The sequence below is a fragment of the Streptoverticillium olivoreticuli subsp. olivoreticuli genome (assembly GCF_003391135.1).
Classification (GTDB): domain Bacteria; phylum Actinomycetota; class Actinomycetes; order Streptomycetales; family Streptomycetaceae; genus Streptomyces; species Streptomyces blastmyceticus.
Genome location: NZ_CP031455.1, coordinates 3,404,819 through 3,424,356 on the forward strand (window position 1 = coordinate 3,404,819; position 19,538 = coordinate 3,424,356).

Below are 19,538 nucleotides of genomic sequence, written 5' to 3' on the forward strand. Positions count from 1 at the left end.
GCCCGCCGCAGGCGCAACGAACCCGCAGCTTCAAGACCGCGCCGACCCCCGCCAGGGCCTGCACAGGACCAAGAAGCTCACCACCGCCGCCACAGCGCAAGCAACCTGCACGACGGCCATCGGCACGGCCGTCCCCTCCCCCGCGATCCCCACCAGCGGTGACGCCACCGCCCCCAGGGCGAACGTCGACGTGCCCAGCAGCGCCGACGCCGACCCCGCCGCGTCGCGCGAGCGCATCAGCGCCTGGGCGTTCGTGTTCGGCATGGCCAGGCCCATCGCGGACATCAGCACGAACAGCCCGACCGCGATCGGCACCAGCCCCGGCTCGCCGAAGGCGCCGGAGGCCATCAGGAGCAGGGCGACGGACGCGAGGGTGACGACGGCGAGCCCGGCGCCGAGCGCCTTGTCGAGGCTGACGCGCCCGACGAGGATCTTGCCGTTGATCTGGCCGACGAGGACGAGGCCGACGGAGTTGACGCCGAAGAGCAGGCTGAAGGTCTGCGGCGAGGCCCCGTAGATGTCCTGGATCACGAAGGGCGACGCGGAGATGTAGGCGAAGAGGGCGGCGAAGGCGAAGCCGCCGGAGAGCATGTAGCCGGTGAAGACCCGGTCGCCGAGGAGCCCGCCCATGGCCTTCAGGGTCTCGCGGAGCCCCCCGGCCTGGCGCCGCTCGGGCGGCAGCGTCTCGTCCAGGCCGCGCCAGACGACGAGGGTGAGCAGCAGCCCGACGGCGGTGAGGACGACGAAGACGCCGCGCCAGTCGGTGAGCCGCAGCACCTGCCCGCCGATGAGCGGGGCGACGACGGGGGCGACCCCGGAGATCAGCATGAGGGTGGAGAAGAAGCGGGCCATGGCGACGCCGTCGTAGAGGTCGCGCACGACGGCGCGGGCGATGACGATGCCCGCCGCGCCCGCCAGGCCCTGCACGAGGCGGAAGCCGATGAGCAGTTCCGCGGTGGGCGCGAGGGCGCAGACCGCGGTGGCGAGTACGTAGATCACCATGCCGGTGAGGAGGGGCCGCCGCCGCCCCCACTTGTCGCTCATGGGGCCGACGACGAGCTGGCCGAGGGCCATGCCCAGGAGGCAGGCGGTGAGCGTGAGCTGGACGGTCGCCGCGGGCCGGTGCAGGGCGTCGGTGACCTCCGGCAGGGCCGGGAGGTACATGTCCATGGACAGCGGCGGCAGGGCGGTGAGGCCGCCGAGGACGAGGGTGACGAGCAGGCCCGTGCGCCGGGCCGCCGCTATTCGCTCACCGCGGTCGCCGTGGGGAGCGTGCAGGTCTGGCTGTGGCTCGGCTGTGCCGCGGCCGGGGTCCGTCATGCGTCGCGCTCCAGGTCGTTGTCGGATCAACCATGGTGACATGACCGCCGAGGGGCCCCGCGCACGTTCGAACGGGGCGCGAAGCGCCGTACGGAGGTCAACTCCCCCTGAAATCCATGGCATCCACAGGCAACCCGGCCCCCACTTTTCCCGTGTTCCTCGATGTACGCGATGCGCGTCAAGCTCGGAATCAAGGGCAAGAACGCCCTCCGCGTCACGGGCGGCCAGGCGACGTCCCCGGAATTCACGGTGACGGTGCGCTGACCGCCCCCGCGCGGTACGGCGGGGGCAGCCGGCCCGGTGTTCCCCCGGCCGCCCCTAGACCTCCGTCACCACCACGTCCAGTGACCACGTGCGGCCCGCGCGGGCCGGGGGTGTGGATTCCACCGCGTAGCCCAGGACCCGCAGCGCGTCCACCAGTTGCGGTACGTCCGGCGGGGTCGCGCCCGACGTCAGGAGATCGCGGACCATGCGGCCCTTCGTCGCCTTGTTGAAGTGGCTCACCACGGACCGCTTCTCGACCCCGTTCACGATCTTCGACTGGAGCACCCGCACGGTCGCGGTGCGGGCCGCGATGTCGCCCTTGGGCTTCCACGCCGTGGCGTAGGCCGCCGACCTCAGGTCGAGCACCGGCCCGTCCGCCGCCACCTCCGGCAGGTGGGTCTCCATCGCGCCGCGCCAGTACGCGCCGAGCGCGCCCAGCCCCGGCAGCCTCACACCCATCGAGCAGCGGTACGACGGGATCGGGTCGCCCACCCGCACCGCGCCCCACAGCCCGGAGAAGACCAGCAGGGAGCGCTCCGCCCGGCGGCGCGCCGCCGCGGGCAGGGTCGCGAGGCCCAGCGCGTCGTACAGCACACCGGTGTAGATCTCCCCGGCCGGGCGGGTGCCCGCCGTCCGCAGGCCCGCGTTCTTCGCGATCTCGCCCCGCAGGCCGGGCGAGAGCCCCAGCACCTCCGCGGCCTTGTCCTCATCGCCCGCGCACAGCTCCACCAGCTCCGTCAGCACGGCCTCGCGCGCCCCGGCGAGCCCTGGCAGCGACAGCGCCCCGACGTCCAGCGCGGCCCGGGCACCGCCCTCGACGGCCGCGGCCTTCCCCTCGGACGGCGGCAACAGCACGAGCACGTCGATCTCCTCCAGTGGTTCTGCTCCGGTAACGGCCCCGGGGCAGCCTAACGCCGTGCGCACCGCTCACCGTGCCCCGCGCCCGTACCCCGCCTAGGCTCGGTGTCATGCCCCGCCGGCCGATCCACGTGACCGACGCGGACGGCACGCCCTTGCGGGCCGCCCTGCGCGAGTTGCGCGCGCGGACGGGGACGCCCGAGGCCTTCCCGGCCGCTGTCCTCGCGGAGGCCGAGCAGGCGGCGGCGAGGCCCCAGCTCCCGGCGCACGACGCCACCGACCTGCCGCTCTTCACCATCGACCCGCCCGACTCGATGGACCTGGACCAGGCGATGTACCTCGCGCGCCGAGGGGCGGGCGGCTTCCGCGTCCACTACGCGATCGCCGACGTCGCCGCGTTCGTCCGCCCCGGGCAGGCCCTCGACGCCGAGGCGCACCGCCGGGTGACGACCCTCTACTACCCCGACCGGCACGTCCCCCTCCACCCGGACGTCCTCGGCGAGGGCGCCGCCAGCCTGCTGCCGGACCACACCCGGCCCGCCCTGCTCTGGCGGTTCGACCTGGACGCGGACGGCCAGGTCGAACGGACCGACGTGCGCCGCGCCCTCGTCCGCAGCCGGGCCAAGCTCGACTACGCGGGCGTGCAGCGCGCCATCGATTCCGGTACGGCCGAGGAGCCGCTGGTCCTGCTGCGGGAGATCGGCCTGCGGCGCGAGGAGCTGGAGCGCGCCCGCGGCGGGATCTCGCTCAACGTCCCCGAGCAGGAGATCGTCCGCCGCGGCAACCACTACGCGCTCGCGTACCGCGCGCCCCTGCCCGCCGAGGGCTGGAACGCCCAGATATCCCTGATGACCGGCATGGCCGCCGCCGAGCTGATGCTCCGCACGGGCACCGGTGTCCTGCGCACCCTCCCGCCCGCGCCCGAGCCCGCCGTCGACAGGCTGCGCCGGGTCGCCCGCGCCCTCGGCGTCAACTGGCCCGAGGACATGCCGTACGCCGTGGTCGTCCGCGCCCTCGACCCCGCCCACACCCAGCACGCCGCCTTCCTCCAGGAGTGCACCGCCCTCCTGCGCGGCGCCGGATACACGGTCTTCGACCGCGAGCGCCCCGCCGCCCACCCCTTGCCCGCCGACCCGGCCGCGCTCACGCACGCCGCGCTCGCCGCGCCGTACACCCACTGCACCGCCCCGCTGCGCCGCCTCGTCGACCGCTACACGGGCGAGCTGTGCCTGGCCGCGGCCGCGGGGACCGAGCCGCCGGAGTGGGTGCGGGTCGCGCTCGACGCCCTGCCCGGCGAGATGGAGACGGGCGCGCGGCGGGCCGCCCAGGTGGAGCGGGAGTGCGTGGACCTGGTCGAGGCGGCGCTGCTGCGCGACCGGATCGGCCAGGTCTTCGACGCGTACGTCGTGGACGTCCAGGAACAGCGCCCCACCGCGGGCACCGTCCACCTCTACGAGCCCGCGGTGGTCGGTCATGTCGAGGGCGACGGCGACGGTCCGCCGCTGCCGCTGGGGCACCGGATGCGGGTCCGGGTCATCGAGGCGGACCCGGGCCGGGACAAGGTGTGGTTCGCCCCGGCGTGACCGTGCGGGCCTCAGCCCGGCGCGGGCGCGGGGATCAGGGCGCGGATCGCGGCGACCGCGCCGTACGCGTCCTCCGCGTGGCAGCGCACCGTGCGGACCTCCTCGCTCCGCCCGAAGAGCCTGCTCACCACGACCGGCTCCGTCAGCTCGACGGTCAGGGACGTCTGGGAGGCGATCGGCAGGTCCAGGATGCCCTCGGGCGAGCCGTCCCCGCCGGGAAAGCGCAGCTCACGGCGGGCGGAGGCGATGAGGTGCGCGGGTATGCGCACATCCAGCAGCGCGCCGTGGCGGACGCGGAGGCCGTCGGGCCCGACGGTGTGCGGGCGGGCGACGCATCCGGCGTGCGCGCCGAGGACGAGCAGCACGGTGTAGATGTCGAGGGCCAGTACCACCTTGTGGAGGACGGGGTGGGCGGCGGTGAGGAAGGACATGCCCACGGTCTCGACCCCGCAGACGAAGAGCAGCGCGTACATCGTCGACGCCTGGGCGCGGGCGTAGTCGAAGACCTGGACGGACGCACCGCCGGTGCCGTCGCGGCGCCGGGCCGCCCACAGGGCGAGCCCCCTCCAGTTGCGCGCCTCGTACGTGCCCCAGTCCTTGAGCAGCCTCATCTCCCGGCGTCCTCTCCCAACAGGCCGATCGCGCGGCGCAGGGCCTCGGCCTGGGCGGGTGCGAAGTCGGCGAGGAAGACGGCGAGGAAGGGGTCGTCGCCCGGCGGCGCGGCGGCGCCGGGGAGCTCCGTTTCCAGCACACCGGGCGGGATGCAGGCGGCGACGGCCCGGGCCGCGGCGTCCACCCGGGGGTCGTCGGGCGCCGCGTCGGCGAGCGCGTCGAGCTGGGCGTACGCCTCGTACACGCGCGGCACGGCCCCCGGCGCGGCGGCCATCGAACGCACCACCGTGAGCAGGCGCTCGCGCTCCTCCGGCGGGGCGGTGGCCTCCAGCAGGGCCAGCAGCTCCCGCTCCTTGGCGGCCGGCGCGGGCTCGGGGCCGGGGCGGGCGTGCGCCGCCGCGCGGTGCATCTCACCGAACAGCGCGGCGAGCTCGTCCGACACGGGGCCCTCGGCGGGCAGTCCGCCCTCGTCGGCGCGGCGCAGCAGGGCGGCCAGCCGGGCACGGCGGGCGCGGATCGACTCCTCCTGTCGGGCCAGGTCGGCGTCCAGCTCGGCCAGCACCTCGCGGAGCTCGCGCCCGGCGTCGTCGGCGAGGACGTCGCGCACCTCGTCGAGCCCGAGCCCCAGCCCGGTCAGCCGCCGGACGCGGGCCAGGGCGACGGCGTCCCGGAGGCCGTAGTGGCGATAGCCGTTGGCGCGCCGCGGGGGCTCGGGCAGCAGCCCCAGGTGGTGGTAGTGGCGCACGGTCCGCGTGCTGACGCCGGCCAGCGCCGCGAGCTCCCCGATCCTCATGCGATCACCATGGGACCAGTAGAAACGTTGACGCCGCGACAAGGTCAAGGGGGCTGCGTCACGACGGGTAACATGGTCGGCACGGCGGACGAGCCGGCCGGGCGGCCGCGTGGGATCTTCGGATCCCCCGAGGAACGTCCGGGCTCCACACGGCAGGGTGGTGGGTAACGCCCACCCGGGGTGACCCGCGGGACAGTGCCACAGAAAACAGACCGCCGGGGGCCGCGAGGCTTCCGGTAAGGGTGAAACGGTGGTGTAAGAGACCACCAGCGTCCGAGGTGACTCGGACGGCTAGGTAAACCCCACCCGGAGCAAGGTCAAGAGGGGCCGCTTCACGGCGGCCCTGCGCGGACGACCGAGGGCTGCCAGCCCGAGTCCGCGGGTAGACCGCACGAGCCTGTCGGCAACGGCAGGCCTAGATGGATGGCCGCCTCCCCGGCCGCCGCGAGGCGACCGGGAGACAGAACCCGGCGTACAGGCCGGTCTCGTCCGTCGGCCGACTGACGCGAGGCCCTCCGATCTGCGAAGCAGCAGGTCGGAGGGTTTTTGCCGTCCTGTATCGGCGACGGCTGAACGGTTCGCGTCGACAGCCTCTTGGTGCTGATTACCGCCATCTCTGCGTGAGCGAGCTGTTGCACTCCCACTGATTGGCGGTCGCACCGTTCCCAGTGGCGTCTCCGCGGATCTCAAGACACTTGCCCGAGTTGAGGTTCCGGAACTGCCACCATCCGTCTCCCGGCTGCGTGAGCTCCCACAGCTGTGTGGATGAACCGTTGCACTCCCACTGGTTGGCGGTCGCGCCGTTCTCGGTGGCGTCTCCGCGGATCTCAAGGCACTTGCCCGAGTTGGCGTTGACCAATGTCGTTGGCCCGTAGATGAAGCCGTACCACTTCTGCGTGGACGAGTCGTTGCACTCCCACTGGTTCGCGAGTGCGCCGTTTTCCCTGGAGTCTCCACGTATTTCCAGGCACTTGCCTGAATTGACGTTGCGCCAGGCGAGGGGGACGTCCAGCACCTGGGCGCTCTGCGCTGCGGCGGCCGGCACCGCGGATGCCGCAATCAGGAAGGCAGCGGCGGCCATTACCTTGATCCGTCTTGCTGTGGGAAGTTCCATGTTCCCTCCTGGGACTCTTCAGGGGAACGCATCCTCCCCACCCGTCGGACAGACCACTCGACCGGCAGGTGAACTGTCCGAAACCGTCGGCCCCTCGGGCCGCATTGCGGCTCTTGACGGATGGCTCTGCCGCTTTCGTCTCACAGCGCACGGTGGGTTCAGCAAGTCGAAAAGTCGAACGTGACGTCACGGACGACCGCGCCGCGGAAAGCGCCCCCGTGCGCGTGGCAGGGGGCGCGCTGTTGTTCTGGGCTAGTTCTCCGGGTCCCGCCACTTCGCGATCGCCAGAGCAATTGCCGCCACAACGATTCCGATGGCGAGCGCTATCCCACCCGACGCGAATCCGACGGAGGTCACCACGGATGCCGCGGACGCAATGCCCGCAACTCCTGTGGCAACAGCCACAAAGACGCTTTTCGCGCTCCCGCGCTCACCTACCAAGGCCCCTCCTGTTTCTTCACTCCAGACCTCGTCATCCATGAATCTTCACCCCCGCAGATGCGGCTGCAATCAGAGGAAGGACGCCGAGCGCGTCCGCTGCGATGATGTGCCTCCAGCCTCTCTTCTTCCCGTCTCTGGGGGTGCAGAAATACTTCACGAAGTGCGGCAGGATGAGGCAGACGAAGGTGACCGACGCAATTACCAGCACCACTTGCGTGGTCGCCAGAACCTTATGGGCCTTGCTGCTCGTGACCAGCAGGGCGACCAGCCCGGCCAGGGCGGTCGCAGCCCACTCGGACCACCAGAGCGCGTCTTCCTTCTCCCCCGCCCACTTCCCGTCCGGCGTTACGCGCGAGGTGATCTCAAGAGCGCTGTGCACCACCGCCACGACCAAAGCAACGCCGAAAGCGTAGATGCTCGGCATGAACAGCTCAGACAATCGAGCCTCCCCCGAATAGTTGTTGCGCTCGCCCGCCAGGGCATCGCCAGGCCCCGCCAAGGCATCGCCAGAGTAGCGAAACCAGCCACCGTCAGTAAGCTTCTCGGCCAAGGTAAACGTTTATTCAGCGTCGGCTGGTGCTGCTGTTTCCGAATGCTGTGCGAGAGGCCGGCGCAAAGGCCCGTATGGTGCCGAGAAAGTCCGCTTCAGTCATGGTCGGGCACTTTGGCCCCGCGTCTCCGCCGAGATCCACGCCAGATAGTCCGCGCTCCCGCCGAGCAGGGGGACGGCGATGATCTCGGGCGTCTCGTAGTCGTGGAGTTCGCCGAGGCGCGCGGCCAGTTCGTCCACCAGGTCGCCGCGCGTCTTGAAGTCGACGCGCCACTCCTGGGCGTGCTCGACCCTGCCCTCCCAGCGGTAGACGGAGGAGACGGGGTGGATCTGGGCGCAGGCGGCCAGCCGGGAGCCGATGACGTCGGCGGCCAGGGTCCGGGCCTTGACCTCGGCGTCGGTGGTGGTGGTCACCAGGGCGTACGGAGGGGTCGTCATGACGCCGAGCGTAGACGCCGACCGGGTACGGTCCGACGTGCGTTGCACCCTGCGCAACCTCCATTGCGCACCCCACTCCCCCACGGCAGGATGCCCACCGTGACCCCACCCCGCGACGTGCTCAGCCTCGCCCCCGTGCTTCCGGTGGTCGTCCTCGACGACGCCTCCGACGCCGTGCCGCTCGCGCGGGCCCTGGTCGCGGGCGGGCTGCGGGCGATCGAGGTCACGTTGCGCACGGGCGGCGCGCTGGACGCGATACGGGCGGTGGCGGCCGAGGTGCCGGAGGCGGTCGTGGGCGCGGGCACCGTGCTGACGCCCGGTCAGGCGGAGGCGGCGACGGCGGCCGGGGCCCGGTTCCTGGTGAGCCCGGGGTGGACGGAGCGGCTGCTTCGGGCGGCGCGCGGGGCCGGGGTGCCGTTCCTGCCGGGGGTGTCGACCGCGTCGGAGGTGATGGCGCTGCTGGAGCGGGGGGTGCGCGAGATGAAGTTCTTCCCCGCCGAGGCCGCGGGCGGGACGGCGTTCCTGAAGTCCCTCGCCGGGCCGCTGCCGGCGGCCCGCTTCTGCCCGACGGGCGGCATCGGCCCGGACACCGCGCGCGACTACCTCGCCCTGCCCAACGTGGGCTGCGTGGGCGGTACGTGGATGCTGCCCGCCGACGCGCTCGCGGACCGGGACTGGGCGCGGGTGACCGAACTCGCCCGCGGGGCGGCCTCCTTGGGCGGCTGAACCCGGCGCCGCGCGCCCGGCGGTCACGCAGTGGTCATCTCACCCCACCGATGCGGTGTCGTCCGAAAGGGTCAATCTTCAGAACGCGCCATGGAACGCCATCGAACGCCATGGCCCCGCCGTACCTGCGCCGGTGCCCGGCCGCGGCCCCGTACCCGACGCACCGCGCGCGGATTTCCGGCTCCTGACCCGCGCTCCTTCCGCGTAGCCTGCTGATCGCCATGAACGATTTCGTTGACGAGGCCCGCTCGCGAGTCGCACACCTGCTCAGGATGGCCAACACCACGGACGCCCGGATCAGGGCGCGGATCATCGAGTACGCGGACAACACCCCGGAGCCGCCCGTCATGAGCCGCGCCGGGATCGTCACCACCGGCTGCCCGCGGTGTCTGCGGACAGCGTGGCGGCAGCACGACGCGGAGGGGCCCGTGTGGGTCTGCGCGTCGTGCGGCCATGTGGAAGGAGTGATCGTGAAGTGCCCCCACTGCGCTGTCGCCATGACACCGCCGCCCATGGGTGCCCCGGACCGCTGGCAGTGCCCGACGTGCCCGCGCGTCGCGGCGACGGGCGAGAGCGCCCAGGACATCGAGGAGCGTGAGCGGCAGCGCCTCGCGGCGCTCGCGGCCCTGAACGAGGCGATAGCACTGCGCGCCGCCGAGTAGCGCCGGTGGGCCCCCGTCGCGGCGGGGGCCCGACGCGGCCGCTATCGCAGGTGCGACGTGTCGTTCAGCAGCCGTACGGACGCGTTGCCGTCGGCGTAGTAGGCCACCGCCGAGAGGGAGGCCGCGGACAGCTCCATCCGGAACAGCGACTCCGGCGGGGCGCCCAGCGCGAGGCGGACGAGGGTCTTGACCGGGGTCACGTGCGTGACCAGCAGGACCGTCCGGCCCGCGTACCGCGCGAGGAGCTTGTCGCGGGTGAGCGCGACCCGGCGGGAGACCGTGGCGAAGCTCTCGCCGCCACCGGTCGGCGCGGCCTTGGAGGAGCCGAGCCAGGCGTCGAGGTCGTCGGGCCAGCGCTCCTTGACCTCGGCGAAGGTCAGGCCCTCCCAGGCGCCGAAGGACGTCTCGCGCAGGCCCTCCTCGACCCGCACCTCCAGGCCGAGGCGCGCGGCCACGGCGGCGGCCGTCTCGCGGCAGCGCCGCAGCGGCGAGGACACGACGGCCTGGACGGTGCCGCGCGCGGCGAGGGCGGCCGCGGCCGCCTCGGCCTGGCGGCGCCCGGCGGGCGACAGTTCGGGGTCGGTGCCGCCGCTCCCGGAGAACCGCTTCTGCGGCGTCAGGGCCGTCTCGCCGTGCCGCAGCAGGACGAAGGTGGTGGGCGTACCGAGGTCGGCCGGTGCCGCCCAGCCGACGGGCGCGGCCTTGGGCTCGGCGAGCGGGGACTCGGGCGCGCGTGCCAGTATGGCTGTTTCCGGTGCCGGCCGCTCACGGCCGGACCCGGTGGAGCGGACGGCCGCGGTGGACGCGCCGGGCTCCCACTGCCTGCCGTCCCGCCCGGCGTCCATGGCCTCGTTGGCGAGCCGGTCCGCGTGCTTGTTCTGCTCGCGCGGGATCCACTGGTAGGAGACCTGGCCGGCCGGGAGGACCGTACGGGCCTCGGCGGCCAGCGGCTTCATGTCCGGGTGCTTGATCTTCCAGCGGCCGGACATCTGCTCCACGACGAGCTTGGAGTCCATCCGGACCAGGACGGTGGCCTCCGGGTCGAGGGCCTTCGCCGCCCGGAGGCCCGCGATGAGGCCCTTGTACTCGGCGACGTTGTTGGTGGCCGTGCCGATGTACTCGGCGGCCTCGGCGAGGGCCTCGCCCGTCGCCGGGTCCAGGACGACCGCGCCGTAGCCGGCGGGCCCCGGGTTGCCCCGGGAGCCGCCGTCCGCCTCGACGACGAAGCGATTCGCCATGGGACTTACAGGCCCGACTCGGACGTCCGGACCAGGATGCGGGTGCAGTTCTCGCAGCGGACGACCGTGTCCGGGGCGGCGGTCCGGACCTCGTTGAACGCGGTGATGTCGAGCTCCACGCGGCAGCCCTCGCAGCGGCGCTGGTAGAGGCGGGCCGCGCCGACGCCGCCCTCCTTGACGCGGAGCTTGTCGTAGAGCTTGAGCAGGTCCGCCGGGACGGAACCGGCGACGATCTCGCGCTGCTTGGTGACCGAGGCGGCCTCGGTGTCGATCTCCGCGAAGGCGGCGTCGCGGCGCGCGACGGCGTCGGCGACCTTGGCCTGGACGGACTCCACGCGGCCGGTCAGCTCGGTGACCCGCTCCTGCGCGGACTCCCGGCGCTCCATGACCTCGAGGACGACGTCCTCCAGGTCGCCCTGGCGCTTGGCGAGCGAGACGATCTCGCGCTGGAGGTTCTCCAGGTCCTTGGCGGACATGCCGACGCCGGTGTCCAGGCGCTGCTGGTCACGGGCGGCGCGCTGGCGCACCTGGTCGACGTCCGACTCGGCCTTGGTCTGCTCGCGGGCGGTGTCGCTCTCCTCGGTCTGCGCGGCGACGAGGAGGTCGCGGTGCTGGGTGAGGTCGGCCTCCAGGGAGGCGATCTCGGCGTGCTCGGGCAGGCTCTTGCGCTTGTGGGCGAGCTGTCCGAGGCGGGTGTCCAGGGCCTGGAGGTCGAGGAGGCGGATCTGGTCGGCGGGCGCGGCGTTCAGTTGGGGGCTCCTGTGGTTATTTGTGCGGGAAGGTGGACGCCGCGTGGGCGGTCCAGGGGTCGGTGACCGTACGGGAGATATGGGTGCGCAGGCCCCACCCGTGGCGGTCGGAGATCTCGTCGAGCTGGGCGGCCGCCTGCTCGATCCAGGGCCACTCGGTGGCCCAGTGCGCGGCGTCGACCAGGGCGAGCGGGCTGTGCTGCTGGGCCTCGGACGCGGGGTGGTGACGCAGGTCGGCGGTGACATAGGCGTCCACGCCGGCGGCGCGCACCTCGTCGAAGAGCGAGTCGCCGGAGCCGCCGCAGACCGCGACCGTGCGGATCGTGCGGTCCGGGTCGCCCGCGACGCGGATGCCCTGCGCGGTGGAGGGCAGCCGCCGGGCGGCGCGCTCGGCGAACTCGGAGAGCTTCATCGGCGGGTCGACCGCGCAGATCCGGCCGAGGCCGCGGCGGCCCGCGGGGTCGGTCGGGTCGGGCACCAGCGGCCCGGTGACGCGCAGGTCGAGCGCGCCGGCGAGGGCGTCGGAGACGCCCGGGTCGGCGCGGTCGGCGTTGGTGTGCGCGACGTGCAGGGCGATGTCGTGCTTGATGAGGGTGTGCACGACCCGGCCCTTGAAGGTGGAGGCCGCGACCGTGGTCGTCCCCCGCAGATAGAGCGGGTGGTGGGTGACCAGCAGGTCGGCGCCGAGCTTCACGGCCTCGTCGACGACCTCCTGCACGGGGTCGACGGCGAAGAGGACCCGGCCGACGGCGGCCTCGGGGTCGCCGCAGACCGTGCCGACGGCGTCCCACTGCTCGGCCCGCTCCGGGGGCCAGAGAGCGTCGAGGGCGGCGATGACTTCAGACAGTGCGGGCACGGGGGAAAGGCTACCTGTCCGGCGTGCCCGCACGGCCATCGCGCGGGCAGGGGTCTACTGCGCGGTCTACTTCACGAGGAAGCCGCGGAGATCGTCCAGGACGCTGTTCGCCGCGGTGACGCCCAGGCCCAGATACCAGGTCTCGTCCTTGACGTCCTTGGCGTGGCCGTCGCGGACCGCCTTCAGGTCCTTCCACAGCGGGTTGTCCTGGGCACTGTCGCGCTTGGTCTTGTCCGGGTCGCCGTAGACGCCGGTGAAGATCCAGTCGGCGTCGGCCTGGTCGATGTTCTCCGGGCTGATCTGCTTGGCGAGCTCGTCGCCCTGCTGGTTCTTCGGGCGCGGCAGGCCGGCGTCCTTGAGGATGGTGCCGATGAAGGACTGCCCGGCGTAGAGGCGGGTGAACTGCGGCATGTAGCGGAGCATGGTGACCGTCGGCTTCTTCGCGCCGACGTCCTCGCCGAGCTTCTTCGCCTTGGCCTCGTAGGCGTCGAGGTTCTTCTTCGCCTCGGCGGTCCGGTCCAGGGCGGCGGCGTTGAGGAGGTAGTTCTCCTTCCAGGTGAAGCCCGGGCGGACGGAGAACACGGTCGGCGCGATCTTCGACAGGTCCTTGTAGCTCTTCTCCGCGCGCAGCTTGCTGCCGAGGATCAGATCGGGGTGGAGGTCGTTGATCGCCTCCATGTTCAGGTTGTTGATGGTGCCGACACTCTTGGGCTCGCCCGCGTCCTTCTTCAGGTAGTCGGGGATGCCCTGGCTGCCCTCGGTGGGCGCCCAGCCGACCGGCTTCAGGCCGAGCGAGACGACGTTGTCGAGCTCGCCGACATCGAGGACGACGACGCGCTTGGGCCGCTCCTTGATCTCCGTGGTGCCGAGCGCGTGGGTGACGGTGCGCGGGAACTGTCCGGGGGCCGCGTCCGTGCCCATCTTCTTCGTCTGCTCGCCCGCCTTGCCGAAGTCCTTGCCGCCCTCGGCCACGGCCTTGGAGCCGTTGCCGCCGTCCTTGCCCGCCGTGTCCTTGCCGCCGTCGGAGGAGCCGCAGGCCGCGAGCGTGAGCGCGGCGGCTGTGGAGAGGACGACGGCGGCGGTGCCGCGGCGGCGAAGGGACATCACGAGCTCCAGGGGTGAGAGGACGAACGGGTCCGGCGGGCATGTCGTCGAGCGGCCGTCAAGAGAGCCTGCCCAGCCACTTAGGTTCGCCTTACCTTAAGCGGACGGGACCGCACGAAGCACACCCACCCCCCATCGCTCAGGCGAATCGGACATCGGCCACCCTTACGCGTGAAGCGGACCCGCTCTCATTGTTCGGCTGGTAGTGCGATAACTACGTTCAGTGCCGGAGGTGACGTTTCTCATGACGGTCTGTGCCCCCCAGAGCACTCCACAGAGCACCCGGAGTGCGTCGATGGACATGAGACGCGCGGCATTCACGGTCACGGCGGACGGTTCGTACGCCGCGCGGCTGGCCCTCGACGGCGGGACCGGTGGCTGGTTTCCGGAGCGCTGGACGCTCGACGGCCCCGAACCGTACGCCGTGCCGCTGCCCGGCACCCAGCCCGAGGAGCCCGACAGCGACGTGCTGCCGCTCTCCGACGGCCGGGTCCTGATCCGGCGCAAGGTGGCCGAGCGGCACACGCTCTCGCTGCTCTACCCCACCGGCCCCGGCACCGGCGAGCTCCAGGTCGGCGCGGTCGAGTGCGCCCGGCTGTCCCTGCTGCCCCCGGCGCCGGGCGGCACCGCGGCGTACGGACTGGTGCACCGCGAGCGCTCCACCGCGCTGTGGCTGCTGCACGGCGGCGCGTTCGGGCCGGAGCAGATCGCGGAGGTGGGGGGCCGCTGCACCGGCGGCGCCTGGCTGGACCGCACGGGCCGGCTGCTGGCCCTCGACCGCGAGCTGGACGGCCGGACGAAGACGGTGATCGTCGACCTGGGGCGCGGTGGCGAGATCAGCCCCCTGCTCCAGATCACCGAGGAGAGCGACGACCGGCTGCTGCTCGCCGACCCGTACAGCGGTCTGCTGCTCGTGCGGTCGGACGCGCCCGGCCATGAACGGCTGGGCTGGGGGGTGCTGGGCTCGGCGCGGCCGGTGCGCTTCCCCGAGTGCCTGCGGCTGCCCAACGCCGTGCTGACCCCCTTCGCCGCGCAGCCCGGCCAGGAGCTGGCCCCCGAGGGGTGCGCGGTGGCGTTCCGCATCGAGGGCCCGACCGGCAGCTGGGTGGGGGTGTGGCGCCCGGCGGCACGCCGCCTCCAGCAGTTCCCCGCCCCGGCGGGCTGGCTGGTGGGCACGGGCCTGTGGACGGCCGGCGGCGAACTCCGCCTGCCGTACGTGACCCCCTACGTGCGCTGCGGCCTGGCCCGGCTGCGCCTGCCGGACGCGGACCGCGACCGGGCGCGCGGCGAGGACCGGGATACGAGCCGCACCCCCGCCCCGACACCCCCGCCCGCCGGCCCGGCCCCCGCCCGGGTTCCGCCTCCCGACCCGACGGCCCCCTCCGGCTCCGCACCGCTCCGCCACCTGCCACCGGACCCCGACCCGGCGGGCCCGTCGCCCACGCCGCCCCCGACCCGCCATCTGCCCCCGGACCCGGCCTCCGTCCGGACCCGGCTGCCGGGCCCCGCCCCGGCGAGCCCCTCCGGCTCCGCGCCACCCCGGCACCTGCCACCGGACCCGCTCCGGCCCCCGGCCACCGCCCCGCCGACGGAACCGGCTCCCGCACCGACCCGGGGCATGCCCCCCGACCCCGCCGCCCCTGCCCGGGCCGGGGTGCTGAACGCCGAACCGGCGGGCCCCTCGACCACGGTCCCGCCCCGGCACCTGCCCCCGGACCCCGCCCCGGCCCGGGTCCCGGACCCCGATCCGGCGGGTCCCCCGCGCTCGCCCCTGCCCCGGCGGCAGCCTCCCGATCCGGCCGGGCCTCCGGCTCCCGCCCCGGCCGGGGGCGCGATCCCTGCCCCGGCCCGGGCGTTCCACCCCGACCCCGCCGGACCGTCGGCCGCCTCCACCCCGCCCCGGCCCCCCGGCCCAGCAGGCCCACCGGCTCGGGGCGGGATGCGCGACCTGGCCGAGCCCCCGGCCTCCGCCCCGAAACCGGGCCTCGACCTGCTGGAGCCGCCCCTGCGGCCGGCGGAGCCGCGACCGGCCGCGACCGTCACGATGACGGACCCTCAGCAGCCGGACACCACCGTGACGCGACCGGCCGCCTCGGGCCCGGCGCGGCCCGTGGCGCCGGTGTACGACCCGGCGCGGTTCTCGCAAGCGGCCGCCTCCACGCCCGCGCGAAACGGTTCTCCGGCACCGGCGCAGCCGTCGGCCGATCACCCGTCATGGCCGGCCGCCTCCGACCTGGCACGAGGCGGCTTCGCCGTCCCGGCGCCCGCGCGGAGGCCGCTCGCCGAGCCGGATCCCGTACGGGCGGCCGCGTTCGACTCGGCGGCGCAGGCCCGTACCGCCGCACCGGCCGCGCCCCCGGGGCGCGTTCCGGAGCAGGAGCGGTCCCACTCCCCCGCGCTGACCCCCGTGCCCCCGCAGGCCCTGGCGCCCGTCCCCGCGCAGGCGCCTCCCGTGCAGGGGCCCGTGCTCGGGCCGCCGGCACAGCGGGTGGAACCCGAGGTGTGGACCGCGGTGCCGCCGTCCGCGTATCCCGGGCGCCCGGCGGCGATGCCGGACGCGTGGTCGGCGGCCGCCCGTCCCGCCCCGCCCGTGCGGGCAGTGCAGGGGTACGAGTCCGTACGCGCCACCACCGGCCCGTCCCGGCCCGTGCCCCTGCAACAGGCACCGCTCGGGCGCAATCCCCATCCCTGAGAGGGGCGACTCGCCGATGGACCGGGTAGCTAGGCGATCAAGGTCCCGTTAGTATCGGGCGGGGGCTGCGCAGCTGTACCGAACGGACACCGGAGTGAACCGGACGGTCGTGCGCGGAAAGCGTGTTGACTTCCGTCGACGCCGTGCGCCACTGCCATGGCCCCCGAGCGCAGAGCACGCAGATCCCATCCGACGGAGTGACTTTCCCCATGCCCGACGTCCGAACCGACACGACCGAGGCGCGCCCCCTTGAGGCGTCCGCCCAGGCCGCAGCCGCCGGCTCCGGCAGGCACCGCGGCCCGGCCTCACCGCAAGACGCCAGCGCTCCCGCGCACGGCAAGCACCGCCGAACCGACAGGCCGTAGCCTGGCCTGTTCTTGTCCGCTCTGTGGGCAAGTTCCGGTCACGGCAAGCGCCTGACGGCGCTGTCCTCAATCGCCGGACGGGCTTGGTTTTCGCCCCGTCCGGCGAGCACGTTTCCCTCAGGGCAGAGCGCCTGACGGCGCGTCCTCAAACGCCGGACGGGCTGGAGTCTCCCCCGTCCGGCGTTCGGCGTCTCAAACCCAGAAGCTCCCTCGCCGCGAACGTCTCGCCCAGTGGGCGCGTCGCGAAGTACGGGGTGAGGGCGCCCTCCAGTTCCTCCACCCCGAACGTTCCCTCGGCCGCGTCGAACTTCGCCGCGACGCGGGGGCGCTCGACCACCGCGACCATCCCGCCGTGCACCACGAAGACCTGCCCGTTCACCCCGGCGGCCGCGGGGGACGCGAGGTAGGCGACAAGTGGTGACACATGGCCCGGAGCGAGCGCGTCCGGCTCGCCCTCCGGCGTGCCGACGCCCGCGAAGACGTCCTCCGTCATCCGGGTCCGCGCCCGGGGGCAGATCGCGTTGACCGTCACCCCGTACTTGCGGAGGGCCTCCGCCGTCGACGTGGTGAGGCCGAGGATCCCGCCCTTCGCGGCCGCGTAGTTCGGCTGGCCCGCCGATCCGACGAGAAACGCCTCCGAGATGGTGTTGACGATCCGCCCGTAGACCGCGCGGCCGGTCGCCTTCGACCGTTCCCGCCAGTACGCGGCGGCGAAGCGCGTGGTGTTGAAGTGCCCCTTGAGATGCACGCGGATCACCGAGTCCCACTCGTCCTCGGTCATCGAGAAGACCATCCGGTCCCGGAGGATGCCCGCGTTGTTGACGAGGATGTCGAGCGATCCCCCGGTGCCGACGGCCAGTTCCACCAGTTCCCGGGCCTGCGCGAAGTCCGCCACATCACCGGTGTGGGCGGTGGCGAGGCCGCCGGCCGCCCTGATCTCGGCGACGACCTCCTGCGCGGGCCCGGCGGACGCCTCGCCGGAGCCGTCGCGGCCCGGGCGCCCGAGGTCGTTGACGATGACGTGCGCGCCGAGCCGGGCCAGTTCGAGTGCCTCGGCCCGGCCGAGGCCGCGCCCCGCACCGGTGACGATCGCGGTGCGGCCCGCCAGGGATGTCGGCACGGTTGCCCTCCTTCAGATCTCGACGCAGGTGCGCAGCGCCTCACCGCTGCGCATCTGGTCGAGGGCGTCGTTGATCCCGGCGAGCGGGACCCGGTGGGTGATGAGCCCGGCGAGGTCGATCCGCCCGGCCCGCCACAGGGCGATGGCCCGTTCGTAGGAGCGCATGATGTCGCCGCCGCCGTAGAGGGACGGCAGGATCCGCTTCTCGTCGAAGAACAGCTCGAACATGTTGAGCCGGAAGTGGTCGTCCATCGCGCCCGCGCCGACGACGCAGAGCGTGCCGCCGCGCCGTGTCGCCCCGTACGCGGCACGGGCGGTGGCGGACTTGCCGACGACCTCGAAGACGTAGTCGAAGCCCTCGCCGCCGGTGATCCGGGCGACGGCGTCGCCGAGGTCGTCGGGCGCGACCGCCTCGGTGGCGCCGAAGCGCAGGGCCGCCTCGCGCCGGGACGCAACGGGGTCGACGGCGACGATCTGCGCGGCCCCGGAGACCCGTGCGCCCTGCACGGCGCAGATCCCGACGCCGCCGCAGCCGATGACGGCGACCGATGAACCGGCGGCCACGTCGGCGGTGTTGAGGGCCGCGCCGAGGCCGGTGGTGACGCCGCAGCCGATGAGGGCGGCGATGTCGTAGGGCAGGTCGTCGGGGATGGGTACGGCACAGCCCGCGCCCGCCACGACCTCCTCGGCGAAGGTGCCGGTGCCCGCGAACCCGAAGACGTCGGTGCCCTCGTGGCGGAAGTTGGGGGTGCCGGAGTTCATGAAGCCGGCCAGGCACAGCTGGGCCTGGCCGCGCCGGCAGGCGGGGCAGCTGCCGCACGGGGGCAGCCAGCAGACGAGTACGCGGTCGCCGGGCCGGAGGCCGGTGACCCCGTCCCCGACCTCGACGACGTCCCCCGCGCCCTCGTGGCCTGGGACGAAGGGGGCGGGCTGCGGCAGGACGCCGGACATGGCGGAGAGGTCGGAGTGGCAGAGCCCGGTGGCCCGCATCCGGATCCTCACTTTGCCGGGGCCGAATCCGGCGGTCTCGACGGAGTCGAGGACGTCGAGCTTGTCCTGGCCCGTCCGGTGCAGTACGGCTGCGCGCATGTGGGGCTCCTTCACTGGCTTTCGCACCCGGAACCCGGGCGCTGCTAGTCGTGGGCGACCACCGTGTCGGTCAGCACGGGCGCGTCCTCGCGCTCCACCACCGTCACCAGGACCTGCACCCGCCCGGGCGGCAGGCTCCACGCCCGGATGCGCAGCGTCTCGCCAGGGAAGACGACGCCGGCGAAGCGCGTCGCGTAGGAGCGGACGCGGGTGACGTCGCCCCCGAGGACCGTGTCCACGACCGTCTTGAGGGCGATGCCGTACGAGCACAGGCCGTGCAGGATGGGCCGGTCGAAGCCCGCGACGGCGGCGAATTCGGGGTCGGCGTGCAGGGGGTTCCAGTCGCCGGAGAGGCGGTAGAGGAGGGCCTGGTCCTCGCGGACGGGGCGCAGGGCGGTGACGGACGGCTCCGTCGCCGGGACGTCGAGCCGGGTGGTCGTGCCGCGCTCGCCGCCGAAGCCACCCTCGCCCCTGACGAAGATCTCGCTCTCGCTGGTCCACAACGGCCCGTCCGCGTCGGCGACATCGCAGCGCAGGACGATGACGGCGGCCTTGCCCTTGTCGTGGACGGCGGTGACGCGCGAGGTGTGGGTGGCCGAGCCGCGGACGGGGATGGGCCGGTGCAGTTCGACGCGCTGTCCGCCGTGCAGCACTCCGGCCAGGTCGATGTCGATGCCGGGCGCGGAGAGGCCGCCGGCCAGGGCCATGCCGCCGCCCGCGACGGTCGCGAAGCTGGGCAGGACGTGGAGCCGGCTCTCCAGGGTGTAGCGGAGTTCGGCGGGGTCGGTCGCCGGGGTGCCCGCCCCGATGCCCAGGTGGTAGAGCTGGATGTCCTTGTGGTCCCAGGAGAGTTCGGTGGAGCGGGGCTCGGCGGCGACCGCCTGCGCTGCGTCGATGGGCATCGGGGCAGGGCTCCTTCACGGCGATTTCACGGCAACGTAGAACACGTTCCAGTCGACCCGTA

19 protein-coding genes and 1 other RNA gene are annotated in these 19,538 nt (G+C 73.5%); 5 read left to right on the forward strand and 15 right to left on the reverse strand.

What is annotated here, in order from left to right:
* Window positions 1-30: 30 nt before the first annotated feature.
* Window positions 31-1,320 carry a Bcr/CflA family multidrug efflux MFS transporter gene (locus tag DXZ73_RS14435; protein ID WP_205519169.1) on the reverse strand — a complete coding sequence of 430 codons (1,290 nt, stop codon included), beginning with the start codon at window positions 1,318-1,320 and terminating at the stop codon, window positions 31-33.
* 318 nt (window positions 1,321-1,638) lie between these two features.
* Window positions 1,639-2,445, reverse strand: coding sequence for a peroxide stress protein YaaA (yaaA, locus tag DXZ73_RS14440; RefSeq protein ID WP_116211401.1), 807 nt, complete (start codon window positions 2,443-2,445; stop codon window positions 1,639-1,641).
* 107 nt (window positions 2,446-2,552) lie between these two features.
* Here yaaA and DXZ73_RS14445 point away from each other — a divergent pair, with 107 nt between their 5' ends.
* Window positions 2,553-4,025 (forward strand): RNB domain-containing ribonuclease, encoded by a 1,473-nt coding sequence (locus DXZ73_RS14445; protein WP_116211402.1) that lies wholly within the window; start codon window positions 2,553-2,555, stop codon window positions 4,023-4,025.
* Window positions 4,026-4,036: 11 nt separating this feature from the next.
* Here the strand turns inward: DXZ73_RS14445 and DXZ73_RS14450 are convergent, their stop codons facing one another.
* Entirely contained in the window at window positions 4,037-4,636 is a 600-nt protein-coding gene (locus DXZ73_RS14450) for a hypothetical protein (RefSeq protein WP_116211403.1), read from the reverse strand.
* Window positions 4,633-5,430 (reverse strand): MerR family transcriptional regulator, encoded by a 798-nt coding sequence (locus tag DXZ73_RS14455; RefSeq protein ID WP_116211404.1) that lies wholly within the window; start codon window positions 5,428-5,430, stop codon window positions 4,633-4,635. Before DXZ73_RS14455 ends, DXZ73_RS14450 begins: the two co-directional genes overlap by 4 nt.
* 89 nt (window positions 5,431-5,519) lie before the next feature.
* Here DXZ73_RS14455 and rnpB point away from each other — a divergent pair.
* Window positions 5,520-5,922, forward strand: an RNA gene (rnpB, locus tag DXZ73_RS14460) — RNase P RNA component class A.
* Window positions 5,923-6,034: 112 nt separating this feature from the next.
* On the opposite strand, the gene DXZ73_RS14465 is transcribed toward rnpB, so the two are convergent.
* The 4 genes from DXZ73_RS14465 to cutA all read right to left on the reverse strand — a co-directional run bounded on the left by DXZ73_RS14465 (window position 6,035) and on the right by cutA (window position 7,973).
* Window positions 6,035-6,544: an RICIN domain-containing protein gene (locus DXZ73_RS14465; RefSeq protein WP_116211405.1), complete on the reverse strand. Its 510-nt coding sequence runs from the start codon at window positions 6,542-6,544 to the stop codon at window positions 6,035-6,037.
* Between the two features lie 252 nt (window positions 6,545-6,796).
* Complete coding sequence (locus DXZ73_RS38105) at window positions 6,797-7,024, reverse strand: hypothetical protein (RefSeq protein WP_162890167.1); 228 nt, start codon at window positions 7,022-7,024, stop codon at window positions 6,797-6,799.
* Window positions 7,017-7,535, reverse strand: coding sequence for a hypothetical protein (locus DXZ73_RS14470; protein WP_162890168.1), 519 nt, complete (start codon window positions 7,533-7,535; stop codon window positions 7,017-7,019). Before DXZ73_RS14470 ends, DXZ73_RS38105 begins: the two co-directional genes overlap by 8 nt.
* Before the next feature lie 99 nt (window positions 7,536-7,634).
* On the reverse strand, window positions 7,635-7,973 hold the full coding sequence (gene cutA / locus DXZ73_RS14475) for a divalent-cation tolerance protein CutA (protein ID WP_116215620.1): 339 nt from the start codon (window positions 7,971-7,973) through the stop codon (window positions 7,635-7,637).
* A gap of 90 nt (window positions 7,974-8,063) precedes the next feature.
* On the opposite strand from cutA, the gene DXZ73_RS14480 reads away from it, so the two are divergent.
* Entirely contained in the window at window positions 8,064-8,699 is a 636-nt protein-coding gene (locus DXZ73_RS14480) for a bifunctional 4-hydroxy-2-oxoglutarate aldolase/2-dehydro-3-deoxy-phosphogluconate aldolase (protein ID WP_116211407.1), read from the forward strand.
* A gap of 221 nt (window positions 8,700-8,920) precedes the next feature.
* A complete protein-coding gene (locus DXZ73_RS39445; protein ID WP_240351341.1) occupies window positions 8,921-9,361 on the forward strand; it encodes a hypothetical protein in 441 nt (146 codons plus the stop codon).
* Between the two features lie 41 nt (window positions 9,362-9,402).
* Here the strand turns inward: DXZ73_RS39445 and DXZ73_RS14490 are convergent, their stop codons facing one another.
* The 4 genes from DXZ73_RS14490 to DXZ73_RS14505 all read right to left on the reverse strand — a co-directional run bounded on the left by DXZ73_RS14490 (window position 9,403) and on the right by DXZ73_RS14505 (window position 13,308).
* Window positions 9,403-10,599 carry a bifunctional RNase H/acid phosphatase gene (locus DXZ73_RS14490; protein WP_116211408.1) on the reverse strand — a complete coding sequence of 399 codons (1,197 nt, stop codon included), beginning with the start codon at window positions 10,597-10,599 and terminating at the stop codon, window positions 9,403-9,405.
* A 5-nt stretch (window positions 10,600-10,604) separates the two neighbouring features.
* Window positions 10,605-11,348 carry a zinc ribbon domain-containing protein gene (locus DXZ73_RS14495; protein ID WP_116215621.1) on the reverse strand — a complete coding sequence of 248 codons (744 nt, stop codon included), beginning with the start codon at window positions 11,346-11,348 and terminating at the stop codon, window positions 10,605-10,607.
* 16 nt (window positions 11,349-11,364) lie between these two features.
* Window positions 11,365-12,204, reverse strand: coding sequence for a Nif3-like dinuclear metal center hexameric protein (locus DXZ73_RS14500; RefSeq protein WP_116211409.1), 840 nt, complete (start codon window positions 12,202-12,204; stop codon window positions 11,365-11,367).
* 66 nt (window positions 12,205-12,270) lie between these two features.
* A complete protein-coding gene (locus tag DXZ73_RS14505; RefSeq protein WP_116211410.1) occupies window positions 12,271-13,308 on the reverse strand; it encodes an ABC transporter substrate-binding protein in 1,038 nt (345 codons plus the stop codon).
* Between the two features lie 295 nt (window positions 13,309-13,603).
* On the opposite strand from DXZ73_RS14505, the gene DXZ73_RS39450 reads away from it, so the two are divergent.
* A complete protein-coding gene (locus DXZ73_RS39450) occupies window positions 13,604-16,000 on the forward strand; it encodes a hypothetical protein (RefSeq protein WP_240351342.1) in 2,397 nt (798 codons plus the stop codon).
* A 510-nt stretch (window positions 16,001-16,510) separates the two neighbouring features.
* Here DXZ73_RS39450 and DXZ73_RS14515 read toward each other — a convergent pair.
* The 3 genes from DXZ73_RS14515 to DXZ73_RS14525 are packed head-to-tail and all read right to left on the reverse strand — an operon-like array spanning window position 16,511 to window position 19,476.
* Entirely contained in the window at window positions 16,511-17,485 is a 975-nt protein-coding gene (locus DXZ73_RS14515) for a 3-oxoacyl-ACP reductase (RefSeq protein WP_116211411.1), read from the reverse strand.
* A 12-nt stretch (window positions 17,486-17,497) separates the two neighbouring features.
* Entirely contained in the window at window positions 17,498-18,574 is a 1,077-nt protein-coding gene (locus tag DXZ73_RS14520) for a Zn-dependent alcohol dehydrogenase (protein WP_116211412.1), read from the reverse strand.
* A gap of 44 nt (window positions 18,575-18,618) precedes the next feature.
* Window positions 18,619-19,476 carry a MaoC/PaaZ C-terminal domain-containing protein gene (locus DXZ73_RS14525; protein WP_116211413.1) on the reverse strand — a complete coding sequence of 286 codons (858 nt, stop codon included), beginning with the start codon at window positions 19,474-19,476 and terminating at the stop codon, window positions 18,619-18,621.
* Window positions 19,477-19,538: the final 62 nt, after the last annotated feature.

Coding starts and splice junctions, on each gene's coding strand:
- DXZ73_RS14480 (WP_116211407.1), top strand. CDS start 8,064: ATGCCCACCGTGACCCCACCCCGCGACGTGCTCAGCCTCGCCCCCGTG.
- DXZ73_RS14465 (WP_116211405.1), bottom strand. CDS start 6,544: ATGGAACTTCCCACAGCAAGACGGATCAAGGTAATGGCCGCCGCTGCC.
- DXZ73_RS14490 (WP_116211408.1), bottom strand. CDS start 10,599: ATGGCGAATCGCTTCGTCGTCGAGGCGGACGGCGGCTCCCGGGGCAAC.
- DXZ73_RS38105 (WP_162890167.1), bottom strand. CDS start 7,024: ATGGATGACGAGGTCTGGAGTGAAGAAACAGGAGGGGCCTTGGTAGGT.
- DXZ73_RS14520 (WP_116211412.1), bottom strand. CDS start 18,574: ATGCGCGCAGCCGTACTGCACCGGACGGGCCAGGACAAGCTCGACGTC.
- DXZ73_RS14525 (WP_116211413.1), bottom strand. CDS start 19,476: ATGCCCATCGACGCAGCGCAGGCGGTCGCCGCCGAGCCCCGCTCCACC.
- DXZ73_RS14435 (WP_205519169.1), bottom strand. CDS start 1,320: ATGACGGACCCCGGCCGCGGCACAGCCGAGCCACAGCCAGACCTGCAC.
- DXZ73_RS14505 (WP_116211410.1), bottom strand. CDS start 13,308: ATGTCCCTTCGCCGCCGCGGCACCGCCGCCGTCGTCCTCTCCACAGCC.
- DXZ73_RS14455 (WP_116211404.1), bottom strand. CDS start 5,430: ATGAGGATCGGGGAGCTCGCGGCGCTGGCCGGCGTCAGCACGCGGACC.
- DXZ73_RS39445 (WP_240351341.1), top strand. CDS start 8,921: ATGAACGATTTCGTTGACGAGGCCCGCTCGCGAGTCGCACACCTGCTC.
- DXZ73_RS14445 (WP_116211402.1), top strand. CDS start 2,553: ATGCCCCGCCGGCCGATCCACGTGACCGACGCGGACGGCACGCCCTTG.
- DXZ73_RS39450 (WP_240351342.1), top strand. CDS start 13,604: ATGGACATGAGACGCGCGGCATTCACGGTCACGGCGGACGGTTCGTAC.
- DXZ73_RS14450 (WP_116211403.1), bottom strand. CDS start 4,636: ATGAGGCTGCTCAAGGACTGGGGCACGTACGAGGCGCGCAACTGGAGG.
- cutA (WP_116215620.1), bottom strand. CDS start 7,973: ATGACGACCCCTCCGTACGCCCTGGTGACCACCACCACCGACGCCGAG.